This window comes from Sulfurimonas sp. ST-27 (assembly GCF_048081595.1).
In the GTDB taxonomy this organism is placed as follows: Bacteria; Campylobacterota; Campylobacteria; order Campylobacterales; family Sulfurimonadaceae; genus Sulfurimonas; species Sulfurimonas hydrogeniphila.
In genome coordinates this window covers 343,579-363,542 of the sequence record NZ_CP182226.1, presented here as the reverse complement: position 1 = coordinate 363,542, position 19,964 = coordinate 343,579, and the positions used below count along the sequence as shown (strand labels likewise).

Below are 19,964 nucleotides of genomic sequence, written 5' to 3'. Positions count from 1 at the left end.
CTTAATTCATTTTTGCTTTTTTCGATGCCATCAACACCATACCAACACCAAAAGCAGCACCAAGCATTGCCGAACCGCCATAAGAGAGAAAAGGAACAGAAATCCCTTTAATAGGCGTTATACCGCTTATTCCATAGGCATTTACCAAGAAAGAAAAGGAGAGGATCAGTCCGATGCCGATACTAAAGAGATATATACTTGTATCTTTGGTTCTGTTGGCTATTTTAAATATACGCTGAATCATCCACAAAAAGATGAAAACAACACATAAAACACCAAAAAATCCAAACTCTTCCGCAAGTCCTGCCAAAACAAAGTCCGTATGTACCTCGCTTAAAAAACCGAGTTTAAATGTTCCGTTTGCAAGTCCTGTACCAAAAAGACCGCCATTGTGTATAGCATTGAGAGAGTGCCCTATCTGATATGGTTCAACTTCAACAGGTACCCGAAGTTTATCGGCAATCGCATCAGGCAAAAGATCAAGCACAGAGTTTTGTGCCAAAGCCCACCATGATTTTATCCTGAGTATTCTGTGCTGTGCCGTTACAATAAAGAGGATAACTGCTCCAAAAATCACACCCAGGATAGAAAAGAAAAACCGAAAACTGCTCCCTGCAAAAATCAGCATAAAAAGCAAAGTAGCTCCGAGAACAACAACCTGACCCAAATCTTTTTGCAAAAAGGCTATAATAAACATTGCCCCTAAGAAAATAACAGCATAGGGCATAAATCTTTTAAACTCGCCACTCAGTCCCATACCGTCATGATGCCCGAGTTTTCGAGAGAAGCTCCAGGCCAGAAAATAGATAAAGCCCACTTTAAAAAACTCAACAGGAGCAAGCGAAAAGCCGGCTATTTTAATCCATCGTTTTGCCCCGCCGACTTCAGAAACAATACTTTCAGGCAAAAAAGGCATGGCTATCATTAAAATCAGAGAACCAAAAAAGAGAGTGAAACCTATGGGTTTGAGCCATCTGTCCGGATCAAGCTGTGAAAGCATAAAAATTATGATCAGACTCATGAGCCCAAAAACAGTCTGTCTTATCGCAAAATGAAATTCATTCACGCCAAACAAGAGTGTAGTATACGGCGTCAGTGTATACGAAAGGAGTATGCTTATGCCGATCAAAAGTGACACGAGGGTAAAAAGCTTTTTGTCTGCGTTCACGCTTGCTCTACTTTATCTTATTTATTTTTAATACAAATTCCACTTCGGGTTTGGAAAGGTGCAGTTCTTTGGAAATTGTCTCAATTGAAACACCCTGTTTAAACAAAGATATAATTTTTTCATCATCATTCCCGTGAATAGATGCAGGAATAGAGATCTGCTTGACACCGCTTTCAAGCTGCAGTATTTTGTTTTGTATTTCATGTTCAATGATATTGATATTGTTTTGCAGCTGCTTTATCGCCAAAGAGAGCGGATGCACCATATCATATACACTGCGTTCTATTTCCTGATAAATCTCCTCATCACTCATTCTTTGTGAATTGTCTTTTATACTGCTTTGTGTCTGGTCAAGTTTTTTTTTCAGATAATAAAACTCTCTGTTTAAATCTTCAACCACAGAAGCAACTGAGCGAATGTTTTTTGAATACTCGGCATCTTTTGTATAGACATAATAGAGCAGATAGAGAATAATCGCACCGAGTATGACAATAAGATATTCTATATTGAAACTGAATTGATCCAAATTCACTGTTTTTTCTCTTTGGATTCACGGATTAATATACGTTCACGTGCAGTCAGGTAAGCAGCCCACTCTTTTTCATCACGCTCATGCATTCTGACAATCTGTGCCAAATTTGGAGAAAGTGCCTTAAAAAACACACCGATATCACGTTTGGGATGTACCGGCATACTAATGCGTCCATAATACTCTTTGCCTTCTTGCAACATAGGTTCTTCGAGTTCAAAATGTTCAAATCCGATAGCACGAATATGCGCTTCATTTGTCAAAGAGAGCCTTTTTGGTGTTTCATTTTTTAAAAACATCTCCAAAGCGTCTATTTTTCGGTGAAGTTCCACCATAAGGTTCAGCAAAACAGGATCGCTCTCTGCTGTTTCACCTCGGGCTTTTGCAAGCTTAAGCCACTGTGAAATCGGATCATCATCACTTTCACTGAGTTGCTGATACTCTCTTTCATATGCGTCTTTGTTTAAATCGGCTTCTGAAAAAACTATAGCAATCGGTGCGGGAACTAAACGGGGTTTATTCATGAGAGTGTCCTGTCAATAATAATTAAAATTAAAAAGGCAATGCCCAGATAGCCGTTGACGGTAAAAAAAGCACGGTCTATTTTTGTAAAATCTTTTCGTACAAGCATTTGCTCATAATAAAGTACAAAACCACTGCCCAAAGCCGCTGCGTACGCAAACATGCCAAGATCTGCCGCCCATACAAAAAGCAGCCAGAACAAAACGGCCAAGGCATGAAAAAGAGCAGAAATGAAGAGTGTTGCATCTGCTCCGTAACGCGACGGAATAGAGTAAAGATCATTATCTTTGTCAAAATCTATATCCTGTAAAGAATAGAGCAGGTCAAATCCAGCCACCCAAAAAATGACACCCAAAGAAAGCAATACAGACCATAAAGGTATAGCCGCATTGACCGCAACCACTCCGGCAATCGGGGCCAGTCCGAGCGCTATACCCAAAACCACATGTGCCAAAGACGAAAAACGCTTAAAATAAGAGTATGCAGCCAGAACAAATAAAATAGGAAAACTCAAAGCAAAGGCAAGAGAATTTATCATATAGGCTACGGCAATAAAAATAAGCGCATTTACAATGACAAATATAAGTATGCTTCCCCTGTCAAGTCTGCCGTCTACATTCGGACGGCTGCTTGTTCTTGGGTTTTTTGCATCAATATCACGATCGGCATAACGGTTTACACCCATTGCAAAATTTCTCGCACTGAGTGCCGCCAAAACACCAAGAACCAAAAGCCATAAACCGAACCAACCATCCGCTGCCACTATCATCGCTATAAAAATGAATGGCAGGGAAAAGACGGAATGTTCAAACATCACAAGTTCATTAAAATCTTTTGCTTTTTGTAGTATCCGCTGCAAATCAAACCTCATCTTCACTCTTTTTTATATTCTATCTAAATGTGATTTAAATTTTAATGATATTGTGCAACTCCTGTTTCAAATGCTTCAATATATTCATAAAGCACTTCTGTTTTGTTTTTGTGTTGCAAAGCATTTTCTTCCAAGGCACTCTTTTCTGTCTCTTGCATGAGGGTGTAGAGTTCCTCAAGAAAAAGTGCCCCTGCCGCACCTTTTATTTTGTGTGCCGTCTCATATATTTTTTTGTTGTCTTCTCGAACAAAGGCATCTTCAAGAAGAGGCACAAGCTCATGCAGACTCTCTAAAAACAACCTCAAAAGTTTTAATCCGACCTCTTTGCTGACACCTACTTTTTTATTTACCTGCAGTAAGATTTTTTCTATATCTATCTGTATGACATCTCTGTGTTGTCTTGAGTATTTTGACAAAATCGTTTCCAGTTCCTCACTGTCTATCGGCTTGCTCAGATACTCATTCATACCGCAGGCAAGAAATTTTTCCCGGTCTCCTTTGATGGCATTTGCCGTCAGTGCCACAATGGCAACATCAGACTGCAGTTCTTTGCGTATAAGTTTTGTCGCTTCAAGACCATTCATCACCGGCATATTTATATCCATAAAAACCAGATCATACTCGTTTTGTGCCACTTTATCCACGGCCTCTTTCCCGTTATGTGCAAATTCGAGGGTTATATTTGTATACTTCCTGAAAATTGACTCTATCAGCATTCTGTTTATTTCATAATCTTCTGCAACAAGTACATGTAAAGAGAGCTTGTCACATACCCCCTCTTGCTGACACTCTCCATATATATTGTCTTCCTGGAGCGTTTCTTCATCCGCATCACACAGATCAAAATCCAGATAAAAGAAAAATTCACTGCCTTTGTCTTCAACAGACTCTACCCGCAGTTCACTGCCAAATACATGAAGCAGATCAGCACTGATGCTCAAACCGAGTCCTGTTCCTCCGAATCTTCTCGTTATCGATGTCTCCGCCTGGGCAAAAGGCTTGAATATCTCTTCGAGTTTGTCCTGTGCAATGCCAATGCCACTGTCTTTGATACTAAAATGGAGTCTTTGCTGTGTCGCAGTTTCCCTGACCAAAGATATACTCAACTTCACAGTACCGCATTCGGGAGTAAATTTAATGGCATTTGAGAGTAGATTTATCATGACCTGTCGCAGGCGGGTAGCATCACTGTACAAACATGCAGAGATAGCATTGTCAATTTCAAGTGTATAGTGCAGGCCTTTTTCGTCTGCTACGGATTTGAGCAGTTCATAGGTTGTTGCAAATTCCACAAAAGGATTCAACGGCACCTTTTCAAGTGAGATTTTATTGTTGGTTATTTTTGAAGAGTCTAAAATATCATTGACAATATTGAGCAGCGTTTTTGTCGAAGAGCTGATAACATTGAGATATTTTTCCTGTGTCGCATCCAGCCGTGTTTTACTCAGCAACTCCGTAAAACCCAAAATTCCGTTCATCGGAGTTCTGATTTCATGACTCATATTTGCCAAAAACATTGCCTGTGCTGTTTCGGCTGCTTCAGCCTTTTTTCTGCTCTCCACCAAAGAGGTTACATCTTCACGAATTGCCATATATTCTATAATCTCATTATTTTCATCATGAATGGGAATAATAGAGCTTTTGACATAGTAACTGCTGCCGTCTTTTGCTCTGTTGGCAAACTCTCCCTGCCAGATATTTCCTTTTTTTATTTCTCTCCACATCTCGGCAAAGACCTCGTCAGGCACATCCGGATCACGGACAATACTGTGCGACTGACCGATAAGTTCTTCTTTTTTATACCCGCTCACCTCTTCAAAACGTTCATTCACATAGGTAATGTTTCCCAGAGTGTCCGTTCTTGAAATAATAACAACACTGTCAAGTGCTTTTAAAAACTCGTCAAGTTTAAACTTTGACGCTTTAAAGTGCTTCTCTTTTTCCTTCAACTCGGTTGTCACATAGTCAATCAGATTAAAAAGGGCACTGTCTGTTTTGGAACTGTTTTTCAGTTTTCTTTTTTCATTGAGCGTATGCTTGCGTGTTTGGGTCCCTTTTTCACGCAAAAATAAAATTGTTGTCGTGATATTGAGCAGTCTTGCTTTTTTTTCATTTAAGAAAAACTCTCCAAAGGTAAAAAAACCGCTGGTGGGTGCAATATTTTCAAGCAATCGAAATATTTTCTCCAGCTCTTTGTCCAAAAACTGTTTTCTTGCAATACAGGAGTATATAAAGCAGGCCTGCAAAGAGTCTGTATCCGTTATGCCTTCTTTGAGAGTATACTGGTTCACAAGAGTTCTGCTGCCTATGCCAAAACGCACCTCTTCTCCCTCCGTCAAATTACCGCCGTACAATAAACTTCCGTCATCAAACACACTGAGCATGGATCTTGCGACAGGCATATCTTTTTCCTGGCAGATGAGCGGAAATTCTATCGTTGAAGCCGGCATATTGTCCACGGCGAAATCACCAAGCACTTCGGCATACACATCTTTGATAGGACGGTGATCGATTTCATAGACTCTTGCACCTTCGGATTTTGTAATCATAAAAGTCGGGCCGACAGCTCTCCAACCCAGGTTATAATCCTGAAACACTTCCAGTGCCTCCCCTTGCAGGGTAACACATACAGCACCGCCGTCAAACACTTTGTCTTCAAAAACTGTGTAGGTCTGCTGAAAATGAAGCATATCTGCAGCCATCCCTCCGGCAATGACCGCATGATTGAAATTACAGGAGGCAAGCCCTTCAAGATACTCCTCTCCGTTATGCTGCAGACCGTCCAAAAAGGTAATGACACATTTTGTATCTTTGCCAAAAATCTTTTTTGACAAAGTGTGCCCGAGTCTATAAGAGTCCTCTCCTCTTTCATAATATGCATGCAGCGTTGTTTTTTCAAAAAGTGTTATGCTGACAACCGTACTGCTGTCGAGCATCTCTCCGTTTGCAATTTCTCCTGCCGCAGAAGCACCGATGAGCAGGGCATCTGTAAAAGTCGCATATATCTCTGCAGCGGTTTTTTGCAGTGCTTCTTTTGATTCCAAAGAGCTGAACAGTTGAATTAAAATATTTTTTTGATTTACATCAATGGCTGCCTCTTGCAAAAAGCTGTGAAAAGCATCCAAATCTGTATATATATGATTGTACTGTTTCATAATAAATCTTTTTGTTTGAGTTTACACCATAAGGCTTTACAAAGTTATTAAGTTTGGTATAATTACTCTTCAAATCAACAAAACAATAAGGTTTATTCAATTATGAAATTTACTATTTTTCTTTTTCTGCTCCTCTTTTTCAGTGCCTGCAATTTCACTGAATCCAAAGAAGAGCTTGCAGCAAAACAGCTTGCACAAAAAAAAGCTTTTGAAGAAAAAGTTGCCGACACAAAAGAGATACAACTCAAACAAATTGATGCACAAAAAGAGCAGGAGCTGGCAAAGATAAATGCACAGACTACTCTGGCGAAAATGGAAAAAGCACAACTGCTGGAAAAAATAAAACTTGAAGCAGCAGCACAGAAAGAAAAAATGCTTTTGGCCCAGGCAAAAGAGAAAGAGGCTTTTGAGGCAAAACTGCGTGATTTGGAGCGTCAGGATGCTATGGAATTAAAACGCTACCTCCTGTTGATACTCTTTTTTGTACTGCTTATTGCTACTTATTTTATCTACCTCTATTTCAAGCGCAGACACGATGATAAACTCAGAGCCTACCAGGACAACCTGGACAAATATTTTCATCAGCAGGAAAACATGACAAAAATGCGTATAGCCGAAAAAATTATCGACACTGTCGCCAGCGGCAAGCTGGGAAAAGAACAGGAGAGTGAGCTTATAAAAGCACTCAGCGGCAATATTTCACCTGCAGATGAACCTAAACTGCTCAGTGATGAAACAACGCAAGACGCGCAAATAATCGATCAAGACAAATGAGTTTCAAACAGATTGCCATTATAGGACCAACGGCCTCGGGAAAAAGTGACTTGGCCATCAGCGTTGCACAACAGACAAATGCCTGTATTCTCTCCATAGATTCACTGAGCATCTATAAAGAAATTGACATCGTCTCGGCAAAGCCTTCTTCTGAAGAACTCACACAAATCAAACATTACGGTATCAATGAACTTTTTGTCAATGAACATTTCAGTGTTGATATTTTTATAGATTTGTATAAAAAAGTACGCCTTACATGTAAAGAAGAAAACAAAAATCTCGTCATCGTCGGCGGCACCTCTTTTTACCTCAAATCTTTGCTTGAAGGGCTCTCGACACTTCCCGATATTACACAGGAACACAGTTTACATGTAACGAAGAAACTGCAAAATCTGGATGCCTGTTATGCATTTTTGGTACAAACAGATCCAGAATATATGCAAAAAATCGCCTCCAGTGACAGATACCGTATAGAAAAAGCGCTCCTGATTTATGAAGCATCGGGTATCTCTGCGAGTGAATGGTTCCGACAAAATCCGCCAAAGCCCATTATCGAGGACATAGATATTTACAATATTGACGTCCAAAGAGATCTTTTGCGCCAACGCATCCAAAAAAGAACACAGAAAATGTATGAACAAGGACTGATTGACGAGGTTTGTTTTTTGGAACAAAAATATACAAGAACACCCCATGCCATGGGCGCCATCGGCATAATGGAAGTGCTTGATTTTTTAGACGGCAAAATAAAACAAGATGAAATGCTCTCTCTTATCTCTACACACACCGCACAGCTTGCAAAAAGACAACAGACTTTTAACCGCACGCAGTTTAGGAATGTCACAAATGCAAAGCTTGAAGATTTGGAAGAACTTATTTTGAGCAGATTTTAGCATACATCTCAGGACGTCTGTCTCTTAGCAGTCCCCAGTATTCTCTTTGTTTGGCATTCTCAGCCAGGTCAAATTCAGCGTAAACAACCTCTTCTCTCCAACGGGAAGCCTCTGCAATTTTTGCCCCTGTATAGTCTGTAATAAAAGAAGAACCGTAAAAAGTAAGCCTGCAGCTCTGCCCTTTTTCTTCTCCTGTACGGTTTGCAACAACCACCGGTACCGTATTTGTCGCGGCATGCCCCATCTGGACTCTTTGCCAGTGCTCTTTTGAATCCAAATGAATCTCCGGTTCACTGCCGATAGCCGTCGGATAAAAAATAATCTCCGCACCCATCAAAGTCAATGCCCGTGCCGTTTCGCAAAACCATTGGTCCCAGCAGATGCCCACGCCGATTTTTCCATAGGCTGTCTCATAGACTTTAAAGCCCGTATTTCCCGGTTTGAAGTAAAATTTCTCTTCATACCCCGGACCGTCAGGAATGTGCGTTTTACGATAGTTGTCCAGCACCGCTCCGTCCGCATTGACAACGACAAGTGAATTAAAGTACCCTTCATCCGCTTTTTCAAAATAACTCACTAAGACAACTACATGCAACTCTTTTGCCAAAGCCGCAAAATGTTGTATCAGTGCGTTATTTTTCAAAGGCTGTGCCCATGCAAAGTATTTTTCGTCCATATCTTTGCAAAAATAGAGCCCTTCAAAAAGTTCCGGTAAAAGTATGATATTTGCTCCGTTTGCAGCAGCTTCACGGACAAACTGCCCAGCTTTTAAAACATTGGCGTTTTTGTCTTCGCTCATACTCATCTGAATTGCAGCTGCTTTTACCGGTTTATTCATAACCTATCCTCTGCCTGTTACTTCTAAAAGATGGTAGCCAAACTGTGTTTGAATCGGTCCGTACACGACACCGACATCCCCGCTAAATACAGCCTTGTCAAATTCAGGCACCATCTGTCCCGGTCCGAATTTCCCCAAATCTCCGCCGTTTGCCGAAGAAGGGCATGTGGAATTTGCTTTTGCCACCTCCGCAAAATCCGCTCCGTTTTGTATTTCGTTTTTCAATTCATTACACTTTTCTTCACTCTCTACAAGTATATGTCTTGCTGTTGCCCATGCCATCTTTTAATTCCTTAATTTTGTTTTACAAAATGAAGGAAACCGTCTATTGATTTTATCACGAGTATGAAAGTAATTTCATTCTCTACGTTAACACTAGGTTTCCTTCGGCAGGAAGCCCGTCGTACTGGTACGACTTTATTCCACATTTTGTTTATAAAATTTTACTCTATTTTTACTTATAGTTACACTTTAGGACTTTTGTATTAACTACTTTTACCTATAATACTGAAAAAATACGGAGAAGATATATGAAAAATATAATTATTGGACTTTTGGCGACTTTTTTGCTGCTGGGCTGCAGCTCAAAAAGTGATGAGAACAAAAATGTAGAACCAAAACTCGTTGTCTCAAAAAGTCTGGCAGATCTAAAACTCAAAGACCAGTTTGAAAAGCCGCATACACTCAATGCAGACACATACAAAGTGATTTTTGCTTTTGACAAAGAGCCTGCACATACATGTAACGACTTTTTTAACACACAAAAACCGAACTACCTGCAAGAGCATCATGTGCAGTTTGTAGCCGATGTGAGTGCGGCACCTTCCATTATCAGAAGCCTTTTTATTCTTCCTGGACTCAAAGATTTCAAACATGTTGTTCTGCTTTTGGATGACAAAAAAGTTGCCGCCCCGTACAGAAAAGGGATTGATACAACAAAAATAGTTGTCGTGACACTCTTAAACAAAAAAATTACCGACATCAAAACAATCTCTACAACCGAGCAGTTGAAAAAAGCGGTTGAAGATAAGTCTGCTATGTCTTACATCGCCCCTGTTATCAACAAAGTTATGGACAGTGTAGACAACGCTACAAAATAGAAGCAACTGAATCAAAAAGATAATCAGGCTTGATACCCAAAGACAAATCTTTTTTTGAAAACTTGCCTGTTTTGACAAGAGCCGCTTTTATACCGGCGTCTTGTGCTCCTTTTATATCACTCTCTATATCATCGCCTATCATGACGCACTTCTCTGGCTTTACATGTAAACTCGCACAGGCCAAATGGTAAAACTCTTTGCTTGGTTTGCCTATAAGCGAAGCACTCTGTCCGCTGGCATACTCCAAGGCACTCACAAAACAGCCGGCATCCATACTCAGTTCGTTGTCCGCATCTTTAAAGTACCTGTTTTTTGCAATGGCAAGCAGCGAAGCCCCCTCCATCAGCTTTCTGAATGCACGGTTGAGATTTTTGTAATTGAAATTTTCTTGGGCATCTCCGACAACGACATACTTTTTGTCATAATATTTCAGCTCGTTAAAAAAAGAGAGCGCATCATCCGTCAGTAAAAACTCCGCAGAACTTTTCTCTTTTGCTAAAAACATTTTTGTCACGTCAAGCGCCGTAATAATTTCCTCACTCTCAATGTCAAAGCCCATTTTTTGCAGTTTTTTGACAACCTGTGCAGAGGTTTTTTGGGTGGTATTTGTCAAAAAACGTATGGGGTAGTGCTTTTTTATCTCTCTTATTGCCGCAACCGCGCCTTTTATAGGCTCCTCGCCTACATACAACACACCGCCGATGTCACATAATATTGCTTTAACAGATTCATCAAACATCATTCTCTCCTTCTTTAAAAAATCGAAAGCCCTGTTTTTGTCGTAAAAAGTTCCAGCGCTTTTGTACCTATGAGTGAGTTTCCCTGTTCATTCAGTGCAGGTGACCAGACACAGATTCCCATTTTTTGAGGAATGACGGCTACAATTCCCCCACCTACACCGCTTTTTCCCGGAACACCCACCTTAAAAGCGAAATCTCCCGAGGCATCATAATGTCCACAGGTCAGCATCACGGCATTTATCCGCTTTGCCTGCGCTTTGGTTACATGGGTTTTTTTGTTTATGGGGTCTATACCGTGGTTGGCAAGGTAGAGCATAGAGCGTGAAAGCATTTTTGTATTCATCTCCAGGGCACAGTGATTAAAATAGGTCTGCACCAGTGTTATCGCTTCATTGTCGATATTGCCAAAACTTTTCATCAGGTTTGTCAGTGCCAGATTCCTGTAGGCATGCTGCATTTCTGAACTTGCTACGACTGAATCCATACTTATACTTGTATCATCGGCAATAGAGCGTATAAAATCCACTATGGCATCAAAGGCGAGCGTATCTTTTTTATAATGCGTGATAAGCGTGTCTGTAATCACGATGGCTCCGGCATTTATAAAAGGGTTACGCGGAATGCCGTTTTCATATTCGAGTTGCACAAGAGAATTAAAAGGGTTTCCCGAAGGTTCACGTCCTACGCGCCTGTAAAGCTCTGCACCGAAATATTTTAAAGCCATCGTAAAGGTAAAAACTTTGGAGATACTCTGTATGGAAAAAAGTGTCTCTGAAGCACCCACATGGTAAGAACTTCCGTCAAAAAAGGTAATGCTCATCGCAAACTGCTTTGCATCAGCCTCTGCAAGTGCAGGAATATAGTCGGCCACTTTTCCTTTTCCAAAAAGCGGCTGTATTTCAATTTCAATATCTTGCAGAATTTGTTGGTAGTCCATCGGTTTATCCTTTTAAGCCACAGAGCCCGCACTGCAGAAAAAAATTTAGTTTTTTTCTAAGTTACGCTTTAGCGTTAAAAGTACGGGTTCCGAAAAAGTCACTCTAAGATATTTTAACACAATTAAGATTATTTTAATTCCAAAAGTACCGTGTCTCTCCTGGTTACATCAACCCGTCTGCAGGCATTTTCAAAGGCTCCGCCCTCGCCTATGACAATACATTTGTGCTTGGCACGCGTAATGGCGGTATATATCAGCTTGGTATTGTGCATAATATAGTGCGTAAAACTCATAGGAATCACCACTATATCATACTCCATGCCCTGTACTTTGTGAATGGTAAGGGCATAAGAGAGCATCAAATGTGATTTCAGCTCTTCATACTCATAACGAACCACTACATCTTCATTGGGGTAAAAAACAAAAACCTGCTCCTCTTCTTCATCAATCTTAAAAAGGAGTCCGCTCATGCCGTTAAAAATTCTCCGCTCATTTGCTTCCTCCCCCTCTTTAAAGCCCTCGCCGCTCCAGGAAACCATATTTTCGTTTTTCGTATGCACGACCTTGTCCATCAAACGAAATTCAAGTTCACCCCGCTTGACACACTTTTTCGGATTGGGATTAAAATACTCCTGCAAAACTTTGTTGAGATTATTCGAGCCTAATATTCCGCCTTTCATAGGCGTAATAACCTGAAAATAGTTCAGATACTCTTTAATCTGTTTGTTGCTCAGCCGGTATCTGGCTTTTTCAATAGACTCGACAACCCGGTGAATAATCTCCGCAATAATCTGTTGTGAGTTGTCCTCTCTGAGGTTTTTCAGCTCCTCCTGTGAGAGTTGGTTTTTCAAGGCGTAGTAGTTTTGAATACTGACATCGACAAACTCGAAATCTTCATATTTTTGCCGATACTCGGGAATCTCTGCCTGACGAATTTGGTTGGCGATGAGGGTAATCGCCTGTTCTTCACTCTGTCTGTAAATCTGTGTCAGTTTCACAGTAGGCGCAAGTGCGAGTGTCAGCACATCACTCAAAACATTTCCCGCTCCGATAGGAGGCAACTGCGCATCATCTCCGACAATAATGACAATGGCCTTTTTAGAAATTTTGTGCATCACCCGTGCAAACAATGAAGAGTTTATCATAGAGGCTTCATCAATCAATACAACCGAATAGGGAAATTTGTCACTTCCCTCATGTTTGACTAGCAGTGACTGAATTGTTGCAGACTCAAAACCCGTTGTGTCGCTGATACGCTGGGAAGCAATGCCACTCAAAGCACAGGTAATTATCTCTTTTTTATCATATCGGGTGTTGAGCAGTTCTAAAATTGTTTTGCTTGTCGTACTCTTTCCTGTTCCGGCATAGCCGACCAAAAAAAGTAAAGAAGCGCCCTTATTTATCATCTCCACGGCAGTTTTTTGCTGTTCGCCGAGCTTGAGAGAACTCTCAGACAAAAAAGCATCAAGGTCTTTGACAAATCCGCCGCTGTCAAGTTTTGCTCGCGTTGTAAAATCATCATACAAAAACTTCTCTGCATCATACAGACGTGCAGGAGAAACCCGATCGTTTTTCATAATCACTATGCTTTGTTCAGCCACCCGCTCCACCAAAGCCGCCTCATACAGATTTTCTTTGTTGACAAAGCCAAGCAGTTCATCCAATCCGCCAAAAAGCACCTCTTTTGCTATGCAGCTGTTTCCCTGTGCCTCACAGTAGTTTAAGAGCACATAATCCATCGCCGAACTGATACGCTGTTCATTCTCAGGAGTCACGCCCATTTTCAGTGCCAGTTCATCTGCACGTTTGAAACCTATGGAGTTGATATTTGTCAGAATGTAGGGATTTTCTTTGATTTTTGTGCACGGCTCGTCCACATCTTTCATCGCGGTGGCAATCGTTGTCAACAGTGCCGGTGTTACATCATAAGGGCTTAAAAACTCCCCCAGCCGACGCATGGAACGAAACTGTTTCCAGGAAGCCTGGATTTTTTTGAGCCGTTTTTCTTTAATGCCTTTGAACTCCAGCAGTTTTTCTATGTCATTGTCCAAAATTTCTACAAGTTCTTCCGCGCCGAAATGTTCTATCAGATCCGCAGAGAGTTTTTTTGTAAAGCCTTTAATGATTTTATTTAAAAAGAAAAAGAGTTCATTCTGGTTGACTTTGAGTGTCTCAAATTTAAAAGTCTTGCCATACTTTTTATGCTCAACCCACTCTCCCTCAAGCGTAATAGCAGACCCTTTAATACTCTCAACATCACTTTCAAAATAGGTCCCGCTGATTTTTTCACCGCTTTTTAAAACAGCAATGAAAAAGCCCTCGGATTCAAAAAGAATTCTGTCGATTTGCCCTATGAGTGTCACGAAACTACTTCGTTACTATCGCAAAGCTCTGCTCTAGGATCTCTGTATGCTTTTTGATAAAATCATTCAAATCTTTGAGCTTTAATTTTTTAATTTTTTTGAGTTCTGTTTCTGAATGATTCAGAGGAAAACCTTTGTAGTAGTCCATAAAGGTGCGTTGCAGTCTTTGGCTCATGGTTTCTACCCGTAACGGTTCACTGCCGAGAAGAAATTTCTTTGTCTGTTCAAGCTCTTCTTTGCTTACACCTTTGTGAACAAATTCCGAAATCACATTTATGACTGTTTTTTTCGCCTCATCCATTGAGTCAAGTTTTGTCTGCAGATATCCGTCCATATACGAAACAGATTTGTTTACATGTACCCGAGCATAGGCGGAGTAGGCAAGTCCGCGTTTGACACGAATCTCTTCCATCAGACGACTGCCAAAACCGCCTGTTCCGAGTATAAAGGTTGCCACTCTGGCTTTGTAATACTCTTCATCATTTACAGCCATATTATACGGTGAGCCGAAATAGATGTATGCCTGTTCTGTTTCTCTTTTTAAAATACTCTCTTTTGGCTTGTCACTCGCTTGAAAATGCGGCAGAGGTTCGCTTTTGCCTTTTGGCAGTGTATTTAAAATTTTGGCCATATTCTCTTTGACTTCTTTTATATCAAGATCACCTCCGATGACAATGATAGCTCTAGCCACAACCAAATGCTGCTTCACAAACTCTTTTACATCCTCTAGTTTTATGCTTTTTACGCTCTCTACCGTGCCCGATGCAGGCTGTGCCAGCGGTGTGTCTGGGAAAAGAAGCTTTTTGAGTTCGTTTGATGCAACATAATCGTAGTCATTCTCTTTGCGGCTAAGTGAACCAAGCGTCATTGTCTTGACTTTGGAAAGCGCTGCTTCACTGTAGTTTGGATCTTTCAGTAAAGTATTTAAAAACTTTGTGGCATTTTCAAACTCATCTTTAAGCGAACTCATTTCAATTACAAAGGTCTCACTGCCTGTATTTGCAGATATGTGAATCGCCCGAGACTCAAGCTCCTCAGAAAAGCCGTTTGAACCCAGTTTTTTTGTTCCCTCATTGAGAAGTTTTGAAGAAAATTTTGCCAATCCCGGTATTTTTGTATCTGTTATCGTTCCGCTGTTTGTAAACACAATCTGTGTGTTTACAAGGGGAAGTCTTTTGTCCTGTTCAAAAATAAGCGGGACTTTGATTCCCTTTACTTCTATATAGTCTATTTGTGCTGCCATGATTATCTGTCCTATTGCTAATATTATAAAAAAAAGTTTCATTATTGAAATATCTCTAAAGTCTCATATGCCGTATTTCTTACAGCCGGGATTTCACCCAGGTCTTTGATGAGATGTACCATCTCCTCTTTTGCCATGTGGTAGGCCGCACCGGCTGAACTGACGACATTTTCTTCCATCATCGTGCTTCCCAAATCATTTGCACCGAATTTGAGTGCCATCTGACCGATATAGGGACCCTGCGTAACCCAGGAACTTTGAATATTTGGCACATTGTCAAGATACAGACGGGCAACAGCCAACAAACGCAAGTATCTGTTAGAAGAGGGTTTTTCCATGTCAGGAATCAGACGCAGCAGTTCCGTGTTTTTGCCCTGAAAACTCCACATAATGAAAGCACGGAATCCTCCCGTTTCATCCTGCAGATTTCGCACCATATCCAAATGTGCTATGATGTCTTCATCACTCTCAACTGTTCCGTACATCATTGTCGCCGTACTCATTATACCGAGTTTATGCGCCTGTCTGTGAACATCCACCCAGACTTCAGCGTCTATCTTTTTGGGTGCAATAATGTCACGCACTTTGTCTGAAAGTATCTCAGCCCCCGCACCCGGAATGGAAGCCAGTCCTTTTGCTTTTAAACGTGCCAAAACTTCCTGAATACTGATACGCGAAACTTTGGCGATGAAGTCCAACTCGATGGAGCTGAATCCGTGAATCGTAATCGTCGGGTATTTTTGATGAATGTGTTCCACCAAATCTTCATACCACTCTATTTTGAGTTTTGGATGCACACCGCCTTGAAAAAGTATCTGTGTCCCGCCGATTTCCAAGAGTTCGTCTATTTTTGCATCTATCTCGTCAAAGCTCAGCACATAGGCATCCGCATCTTTTTCATGTCTGTAAAAGGCACAGAACTTGCAGTCTACCCAACAGATGTTTGTATAGTTAATGTTTCTGTCAATGACAAAGGTCGTGATTCCTTTTGGATGCAACTCTTTTTTTCTGTTCGTCGCCATCTTTCCTAACTCTTTTAAATCCGCATTGCGGATTAAATCCAGTGCTTCTTCTTTTGTCAGTCTGCTCATTGTATCGCTTTGTTTGTAATTTTATCAAGTGCATTATCTATTTTTTGCACCAGTTTATCTGAGAGCAACGGGTGTTCTTCTTTGAGCCAACTTCCGTTTCTGTAGGCAACTTTCACCTTTTTGTCTCTGTCTTGGTAGACAAGAATTTTCATAGGCAAATCAACACCTGTTACAATATCCTGCTGCATCAGTTGTGTGCCTGTTTCAGGATTGCCAAAAATTATCAGTTTACTGCTTCGCATTTGCATCCCGATGTGTTTTGCATTTGCCTGATGGTCAACTACAGTAAAAACACGCAAACCCTTTTTTGTCACAATGTCTTTTATCTTTTGTATTGTTGTATCAACACTCTTTGTACTCTCTTTTATAATGATATCATTTGCAAAAAGAGTAACATTTAAAAGTGTTACCAACAGTAAAAAATATTTCATTATTTCCATCCTCTGTTTCGTGAACTGATAGACTTCTTTTTAATAAAAAGCCTGTAAAAAATGTACATTGCAAGCATACCAATAAATACACCCAGAATTACCTGAAGCCATGCAGCTAAATTTAAAACTTTATGTAAAATATCGGCATGTTCTTTGTTGTCTATATTTATATTTGCCATCTCTGCAATATGTGCCATTGCGGAAACTGCCAGATTTCCTTCCGGTATACTTTGGTGACAGGCCACACAGGCTCCGGCTCTGTCTGTTTTATCAATCTGTGCCTGACTCAGAGGCTGTGAAAGTTTCCAGTGATGCCCGACAGTCTGCAGTTGCGTTCCGTTTTCATCTAAAAATTTTGAGTAGTCAAAATGAAGATTCGGTATGGCAGGAATTTGTTCATCTACAATCGTCGGCATTATTTTTCCATCAGCACTCATGATATCGACTATAGTATCCACAGAAGGATCAAATGTTGTTTGCGAACCTGTTATACCGTACCCGAGTGCTTTTTTCATTGCATGACAGCTTTCACAGCTTCTTGGTTCTTTTTGAATGGTATGAGGCTGAATCGGTGCCATATCAATGGCATTTTGACCTTCAGCTCCTGCACCTTCGACATTTGGTATTTTAAAAATGTGATTTTGCAAAAGCGCCTTACCGTCTTTCCCGATAACGGTAATCGTTGTCTGGCATCCCGGAACAGTCGGGCTTATACGTCCTTCTCCGTTTTGGGACAGAGCCGGATCTTCCCAGCGTAAAAAACTTCTTGTTTCGGTAACCTGTCCGTCAACCAGATATTTTTTCAATGATTTTCGCATAATACCTGTTTGTCCGTGTATATCATGATCATGAGAAGACTGCAGATAATCAGGGTTTTGTTTTCCGCCGCTGTAGTCAATTTTCACATGACAACCGTAGCACTGCGGTGCCCATGTTGCATGACAGGTGTAACACTCAAGTCTGTCATTGTGTGCTGTAATCTTGTCCATTGCCAGCAGTCCGGCTTTTGAGAGTTTTTCCTCTTTTTTAAGCAGTTTGAGCGGTTTGAGCACCACATCTTTTCCGCTTGCCAAATGCATTATAACTTCATTGCCTTTTTTGGTTGCATGTATCAAAGGATTTCCCCGTGCCGAAAGCAGATAACCCTCATCCGGTTTATTGACACTTCCCTGTTTTAGATACTCTGCCATCGTCTTTGTAACGCCTCTGGCTTCTCCTGTCTGTGGAGATGTCTTAAACTCATCACTGTAACCCAATGGCAGTTCCCAGGGATATTTTTTTGTTGTTCCGTGGCAGTCCTGACACTCTATCTCTACAGCACCGGCATTGGCTCCGCTTAAAAAACCGTCTCCGTGCATATCATTGGATGTGTGGCAATCCTGACACAGCATTCCTTTTTTGAAATGCACATCTCCCTGCATATGAATGTATCGTTTGGTATGAAGTTTGGGCTGGGGGTTTCCGTCTCTGTCAAAAGTTGCCTTGTAAGCAGTTTCCATCAGTCCCTGATATGAAACCCCGATACGCTTTCCGCGATTATGGCATGTTGAACATGTCTCTGTCGGAATGCCCGAATAACTCTGTTTATGCACCGTAACTTTTGTTTCGCGTGATGACTGTATCTGATGCACAAGCAAATGGCCCCGTTCTTTATGCGATATACTTTTGTCGCCACCCTCATAATAGCCTTCGTTTGAATAGGGGATATGACAGGCTGCACAGCCTATACCTCGGTAATCACCTCTTTTTTGACGCCCTTTGCTTCCTGTATGGCAACGCAGACACTCTTGACGCAAATAGGTATACACAGCCAAAGAAGGGTCTTTTTCAATCTCTTGTGCTGTTGGAGCGGGAGGCAACTGGGTCATCTCTTTAGGAAATGCCTGCGGTTCCATTTTTGAGAGTTTTTGCATATACTCCTGATACTTTTTTGTACCGAGTCTGGCATGAATGTCTGTCGGATTTTTTGTTTGATATGTGCCTACTGTATGGTTATATCCCTCTTTGCCGCCAAAACTCCAAAGTGCTCCCTGGATTTTTCCCTGTTCTGTCATCATCAGAGAATTCATTTGTGCTGCGACTTCTTCTTTGTGACACATTCCACAGGTATTTTTGTTGACCCAGGTACTTCCCGGTGCCGGATAAAACTCTTTGGGGCCTTCATGCGACAAAAAGTATTTCAGACTTCCTTTATGGGCTTTGCTTTTATGTTTTGTTGCCGGATTGCCTCCGTGACAGACAATACAGCTGTTTTTCGGATACCCTGCTTTGGCTGCTTTTTTTGCAATCGCTTTTGCCATGCCGGATTCAGGCGCCCGTATATGCTCAATCTCTCCGTGACATTTCAAACAGTTGTTTGTTTGTTTGTAATTGACTGCTGCAGATAAAAATGTTGCAAATAAAACACCGAACCAGAGTATCTTTCTCATCTCTGTTTATGCCTTTTTGTCTTTGGCTATTGCATCTAAAACACCATTGATAAACTTTGGAGACTGTTCTGTTCCAAACGATTTTGTAATTTCAACTGCTTCATTGATAACTACGGCAGAATCAAGCCCGCTAAAAAGAATTTCATACGTAGCCAGTCGCAATGTTGCACGTTCAATGGCACCTAGACGTTCAAAATCCCACTCTTTGAGATGTTCTACAATAGCTTTGTCAATTGCCTCAATATACTCCATTACACCTTCATAGAGTCCAAGAGCAAAATCTTTTTGCTTGTTTCTGATTTTTTTCTCTTCAAGAATTTCATTAGAGTGTTCGGAAGTATTGCCATTTCCAAGATCGTATGCGTACAAAAGACTGACTACAGCCATACGCGCCTGTTGACGAGTAGCCATTACAGCACCTCATACAAATTTAGCATTTCAATCACAACCGTCATTGCTTCAAAACCTTTGTTTCCGGCTTTTGTTCCGGCTCGCTCTATCGCCTGTTCAATCGTGTCAGTTGTCAAAAGACCGAATGAAACCGGTTTTTGATATTTTAGACTCATACTTGCAATTCCTTTTGTCGCTTCAGCCGCAACATAGTCAAAATGCGGTGTTGAACCGCGTATTACGGCTCCCAATGCACAAATTGCATCATATTTTCCACTTGCAAGGAGTTGATCGACGATCATCGGCAACTCAAACGCACCCGGAATCAATACATGTGTCAAATCTTCTTCATTCCCGCCGTGACGGTCAAAAGCATCTTTTGCTCCCTCTACGAGTCTGTCCACTATAAAGTGGTTCCATCGTGTACTTACTATGGCAATTTTTTTGCCGTTTACTACTTTTAATTTACCTTCAATTAACTGCATACTTC

Annotated in this window: 19 protein-coding genes; 3 read left to right on the top strand and 16 right to left on the bottom strand. The window is 41.0% G+C overall.

Annotated features, from left to right (window positions below; translation table 11 throughout):
• Window position 1: 1 nt before the first annotated feature.
• From ACM66U_RS01965 to ACM66U_RS01945, 5 genes are read right to left on the bottom strand one after another with little or no spacing between them, the layout of a single operon-like run.
• Window positions 2-1,168 carry an FtsW/RodA/SpoVE family cell cycle protein gene (locus ACM66U_RS01965; protein ID WP_418641005.1) on the bottom strand — a complete coding sequence of 389 codons (1,167 nt, stop codon included), beginning with the start codon at window positions 1,166-1,168 and terminating at the stop codon, window positions 2-4.
• A gap of 7 nt (window positions 1,169-1,175) precedes the next feature.
• Window positions 1,176-1,700: a hypothetical protein gene (locus tag ACM66U_RS01960; protein ID WP_418641004.1), complete on the bottom strand. Its 525-nt coding sequence runs from the start codon at window positions 1,698-1,700 to the stop codon at window positions 1,176-1,178.
• Entirely contained in the window at window positions 1,697-2,221 is a 525-nt protein-coding gene (locus ACM66U_RS01955; protein ID WP_151901083.1) for a hypothetical protein, read from the bottom strand. Before ACM66U_RS01955 ends, ACM66U_RS01960 begins: the two co-directional genes overlap by 4 nt.
• Window positions 2,218-3,078, bottom strand: a complete 861-nt coding sequence (mqnP, locus tag ACM66U_RS01950; protein ID WP_346389293.1) for a menaquinone biosynthesis prenyltransferase MqnP — start codon at window positions 3,076-3,078, stop codon at window positions 2,218-2,220. The genes ACM66U_RS01955 and mqnP overlap by 4 nt, the downstream gene beginning before the upstream one ends.
• A 53-nt stretch (window positions 3,079-3,131) precedes the next feature.
• Window positions 3,132-6,245 carry an FIST N-terminal domain-containing protein gene (locus ACM66U_RS01945; protein ID WP_418641003.1) on the bottom strand — a complete coding sequence of 1,038 codons (3,114 nt, stop codon included), beginning with the start codon at window positions 6,243-6,245 and terminating at the stop codon, window positions 3,132-3,134.
• Between the two features lie 102 nt (window positions 6,246-6,347).
• Here ACM66U_RS01945 and ACM66U_RS01940 point away from each other — a divergent pair, with 102 nt between their 5' ends.
• Together ACM66U_RS01940 and miaA are read left to right on the top strand one after the other, a co-directional pair.
• Window positions 6,348-7,019: a hypothetical protein gene (locus ACM66U_RS01940; RefSeq protein WP_151901086.1), complete on the top strand. Its 672-nt coding sequence runs from the start codon at window positions 6,348-6,350 to the stop codon at window positions 7,017-7,019.
• On the top strand, window positions 7,016-7,912 hold the full coding sequence (gene miaA / locus ACM66U_RS01935; RefSeq protein ID WP_418641002.1) for a tRNA (adenosine(37)-N6)-dimethylallyltransferase MiaA: 897 nt from the start codon (window positions 7,016-7,018) through the stop codon (window positions 7,910-7,912). Before ACM66U_RS01940 ends, miaA begins: the two co-directional genes overlap by 4 nt.
• Here the strand turns inward: miaA and aguB are convergent.
• On the bottom strand, window positions 7,893-8,750 hold the full coding sequence (aguB, locus tag ACM66U_RS01930) for an N-carbamoylputrescine amidase (RefSeq protein WP_418641001.1): 858 nt from the start codon (window positions 8,748-8,750) through the stop codon (window positions 7,893-7,895). The two genes, miaA and aguB, sit on opposite strands and share 20 nt — an antisense overlap.
• Before the next feature lie 3 nt (window positions 8,751-8,753).
• Window positions 8,754-9,032: a peptidylprolyl isomerase gene (locus tag ACM66U_RS01925; RefSeq protein WP_418641000.1), complete on the bottom strand. Its 279-nt coding sequence runs from the start codon at window positions 9,030-9,032 to the stop codon at window positions 8,754-8,756.
• Between the two features lie 248 nt (window positions 9,033-9,280).
• Between ACM66U_RS01925 and ACM66U_RS01920 the strand changes: the two genes are divergently transcribed.
• The gene (locus ACM66U_RS01920) at window positions 9,281-9,850 is read left to right on the top strand and encodes a hypothetical protein (RefSeq protein WP_151901090.1); all 570 of its coding nucleotides are present in this window, start codon (window positions 9,281-9,283) and stop codon (window positions 9,848-9,850) included.
• Here the strand turns inward: ACM66U_RS01920 and ACM66U_RS01915 are convergent.
• The 9 genes from ACM66U_RS01915 to ribE form a co-directional block, all read right to left on the bottom strand.
• Window positions 9,840-10,592 (bottom strand): TIGR01458 family HAD-type hydrolase, encoded by a 753-nt coding sequence (locus tag ACM66U_RS01915; protein ID WP_418640999.1) that lies wholly within the window; start codon window positions 10,590-10,592, stop codon window positions 9,840-9,842. The two genes, ACM66U_RS01920 and ACM66U_RS01915, sit on opposite strands and share 11 nt — an antisense overlap.
• 11 nt (window positions 10,593-10,603) lie before the next feature.
• Window positions 10,604-11,527, bottom strand: a complete 924-nt coding sequence (locus tag ACM66U_RS01910) for a glutaminase (protein WP_418640998.1) — start codon at window positions 11,525-11,527, stop codon at window positions 10,604-10,606.
• A gap of 128 nt (window positions 11,528-11,655) precedes the next feature.
• A complete protein-coding gene (locus tag ACM66U_RS01905; protein ID WP_418640997.1) occupies window positions 11,656-13,890 on the bottom strand; it encodes an AAA family ATPase in 2,235 nt (744 codons plus the stop codon).
• A gap of 4 nt (window positions 13,891-13,894) precedes the next feature.
• Entirely contained in the window at window positions 13,895-15,175 is a 1,281-nt protein-coding gene (locus ACM66U_RS01900) for a M16 family metallopeptidase (protein WP_418640996.1), read from the bottom strand.
• On the bottom strand, window positions 15,175-16,224 hold the full coding sequence (locus ACM66U_RS01895; RefSeq protein ID WP_151901093.1) for a dehypoxanthine futalosine cyclase: 1,050 nt from the start codon (window positions 16,222-16,224) through the stop codon (window positions 15,175-15,177). Before ACM66U_RS01895 ends, ACM66U_RS01900 begins: the two co-directional genes overlap by 1 nt.
• Window positions 16,221-16,655, bottom strand: coding sequence for a DUF302 domain-containing protein (locus ACM66U_RS01890; RefSeq protein WP_151901094.1), 435 nt, complete (start codon window positions 16,653-16,655; stop codon window positions 16,221-16,223). Before ACM66U_RS01890 ends, ACM66U_RS01895 begins: the two co-directional genes overlap by 4 nt.
• Entirely contained in the window at window positions 16,655-19,084 is a 2,430-nt protein-coding gene (locus ACM66U_RS01885) for a multiheme c-type cytochrome (protein WP_418640995.1), read from the bottom strand. The genes ACM66U_RS01890 and ACM66U_RS01885 overlap by 1 nt, the downstream gene beginning before the upstream one ends.
• Before the next feature lie 6 nt (window positions 19,085-19,090).
• A complete protein-coding gene (gene nusB, locus ACM66U_RS01880; protein WP_418640994.1) occupies window positions 19,091-19,495 on the bottom strand; it encodes a transcription antitermination factor NusB in 405 nt (134 codons plus the stop codon).
• A complete protein-coding gene (gene ribE / locus ACM66U_RS01875; protein WP_418640993.1) occupies window positions 19,495-19,959 on the bottom strand; it encodes a 6,7-dimethyl-8-ribityllumazine synthase in 465 nt (154 codons plus the stop codon). The genes nusB and ribE overlap by 1 nt, the downstream gene beginning before the upstream one ends.
• Window positions 19,960-19,964: the final 5 nt, after the last annotated feature.

Excerpts from the sequence above, each read along its gene's own strand:
- ribE (WP_418640993.1), bottom strand. The coding sequence starts at position 19,959 with ATGCAGTTAATTGAAGGTAAATTAAAAGTAGTAAACGGCAAAAAAATT.
- ACM66U_RS01955 (WP_151901083.1), bottom strand. The coding sequence starts at position 2,221 with ATGAATAAACCCCGTTTAGTTCCCGCACCGATTGCTATAGTTTTTTCA.
- ACM66U_RS01900 (WP_418640996.1), bottom strand. The coding sequence starts at position 15,175 with ATGAAACTTTTTTTTATAATATTAGCAATAGGACAGATAATCATGGCA.
- ACM66U_RS01920 (WP_151901090.1), top strand. The coding sequence starts at position 9,281 with ATGAAAAATATAATTATTGGACTTTTGGCGACTTTTTTGCTGCTGGGC.
- nusB (WP_418640994.1), bottom strand. The coding sequence starts at position 19,495 with ATGGCTACTCGTCAACAGGCGCGTATGGCTGTAGTCAGTCTTTTGTAC.
- ACM66U_RS01895 (WP_151901093.1), bottom strand. The coding sequence starts at position 16,224 with ATGAGCAGACTGACAAAAGAAGAAGCACTGGATTTAATCCGCAATGCG.
- ACM66U_RS01890 (WP_151901094.1), bottom strand. The coding sequence starts at position 16,655 with ATGAAATATTTTTTACTGTTGGTAACACTTTTAAATGTTACTCTTTTT.
- miaA (WP_418641002.1), top strand. The coding sequence starts at position 7,016 with ATGAGTTTCAAACAGATTGCCATTATAGGACCAACGGCCTCGGGAAAA.
- ACM66U_RS01910 (WP_418640998.1), bottom strand. The coding sequence starts at position 11,527 with ATGGACTACCAACAAATTCTGCAAGATATTGAAATTGAAATACAGCCG.
- ACM66U_RS01925 (WP_418641000.1), bottom strand. The coding sequence starts at position 9,032 with ATGGCATGGGCAACAGCAAGACATATACTTGTAGAGAGTGAAGAAAAG.
- aguB (WP_418641001.1), bottom strand. The coding sequence starts at position 8,750 with ATGAATAAACCGGTAAAAGCAGCTGCAATTCAGATGAGTATGAGCGAA.
- ACM66U_RS01915 (WP_418640999.1), bottom strand. The coding sequence starts at position 10,592 with ATGATGTTTGATGAATCTGTTAAAGCAATATTATGTGACATCGGCGGT.
- ACM66U_RS01885 (WP_418640995.1), bottom strand. The coding sequence starts at position 19,084 with ATGAGAAAGATACTCTGGTTCGGTGTTTTATTTGCAACATTTTTATCT.
- ACM66U_RS01940 (WP_151901086.1), top strand. The coding sequence starts at position 6,348 with ATGAAATTTACTATTTTTCTTTTTCTGCTCCTCTTTTTCAGTGCCTGC.
- ACM66U_RS01945 (WP_418641003.1), bottom strand. The coding sequence starts at position 6,245 with ATGAAACAGTACAATCATATATATACAGATTTGGATGCTTTTCACAGC.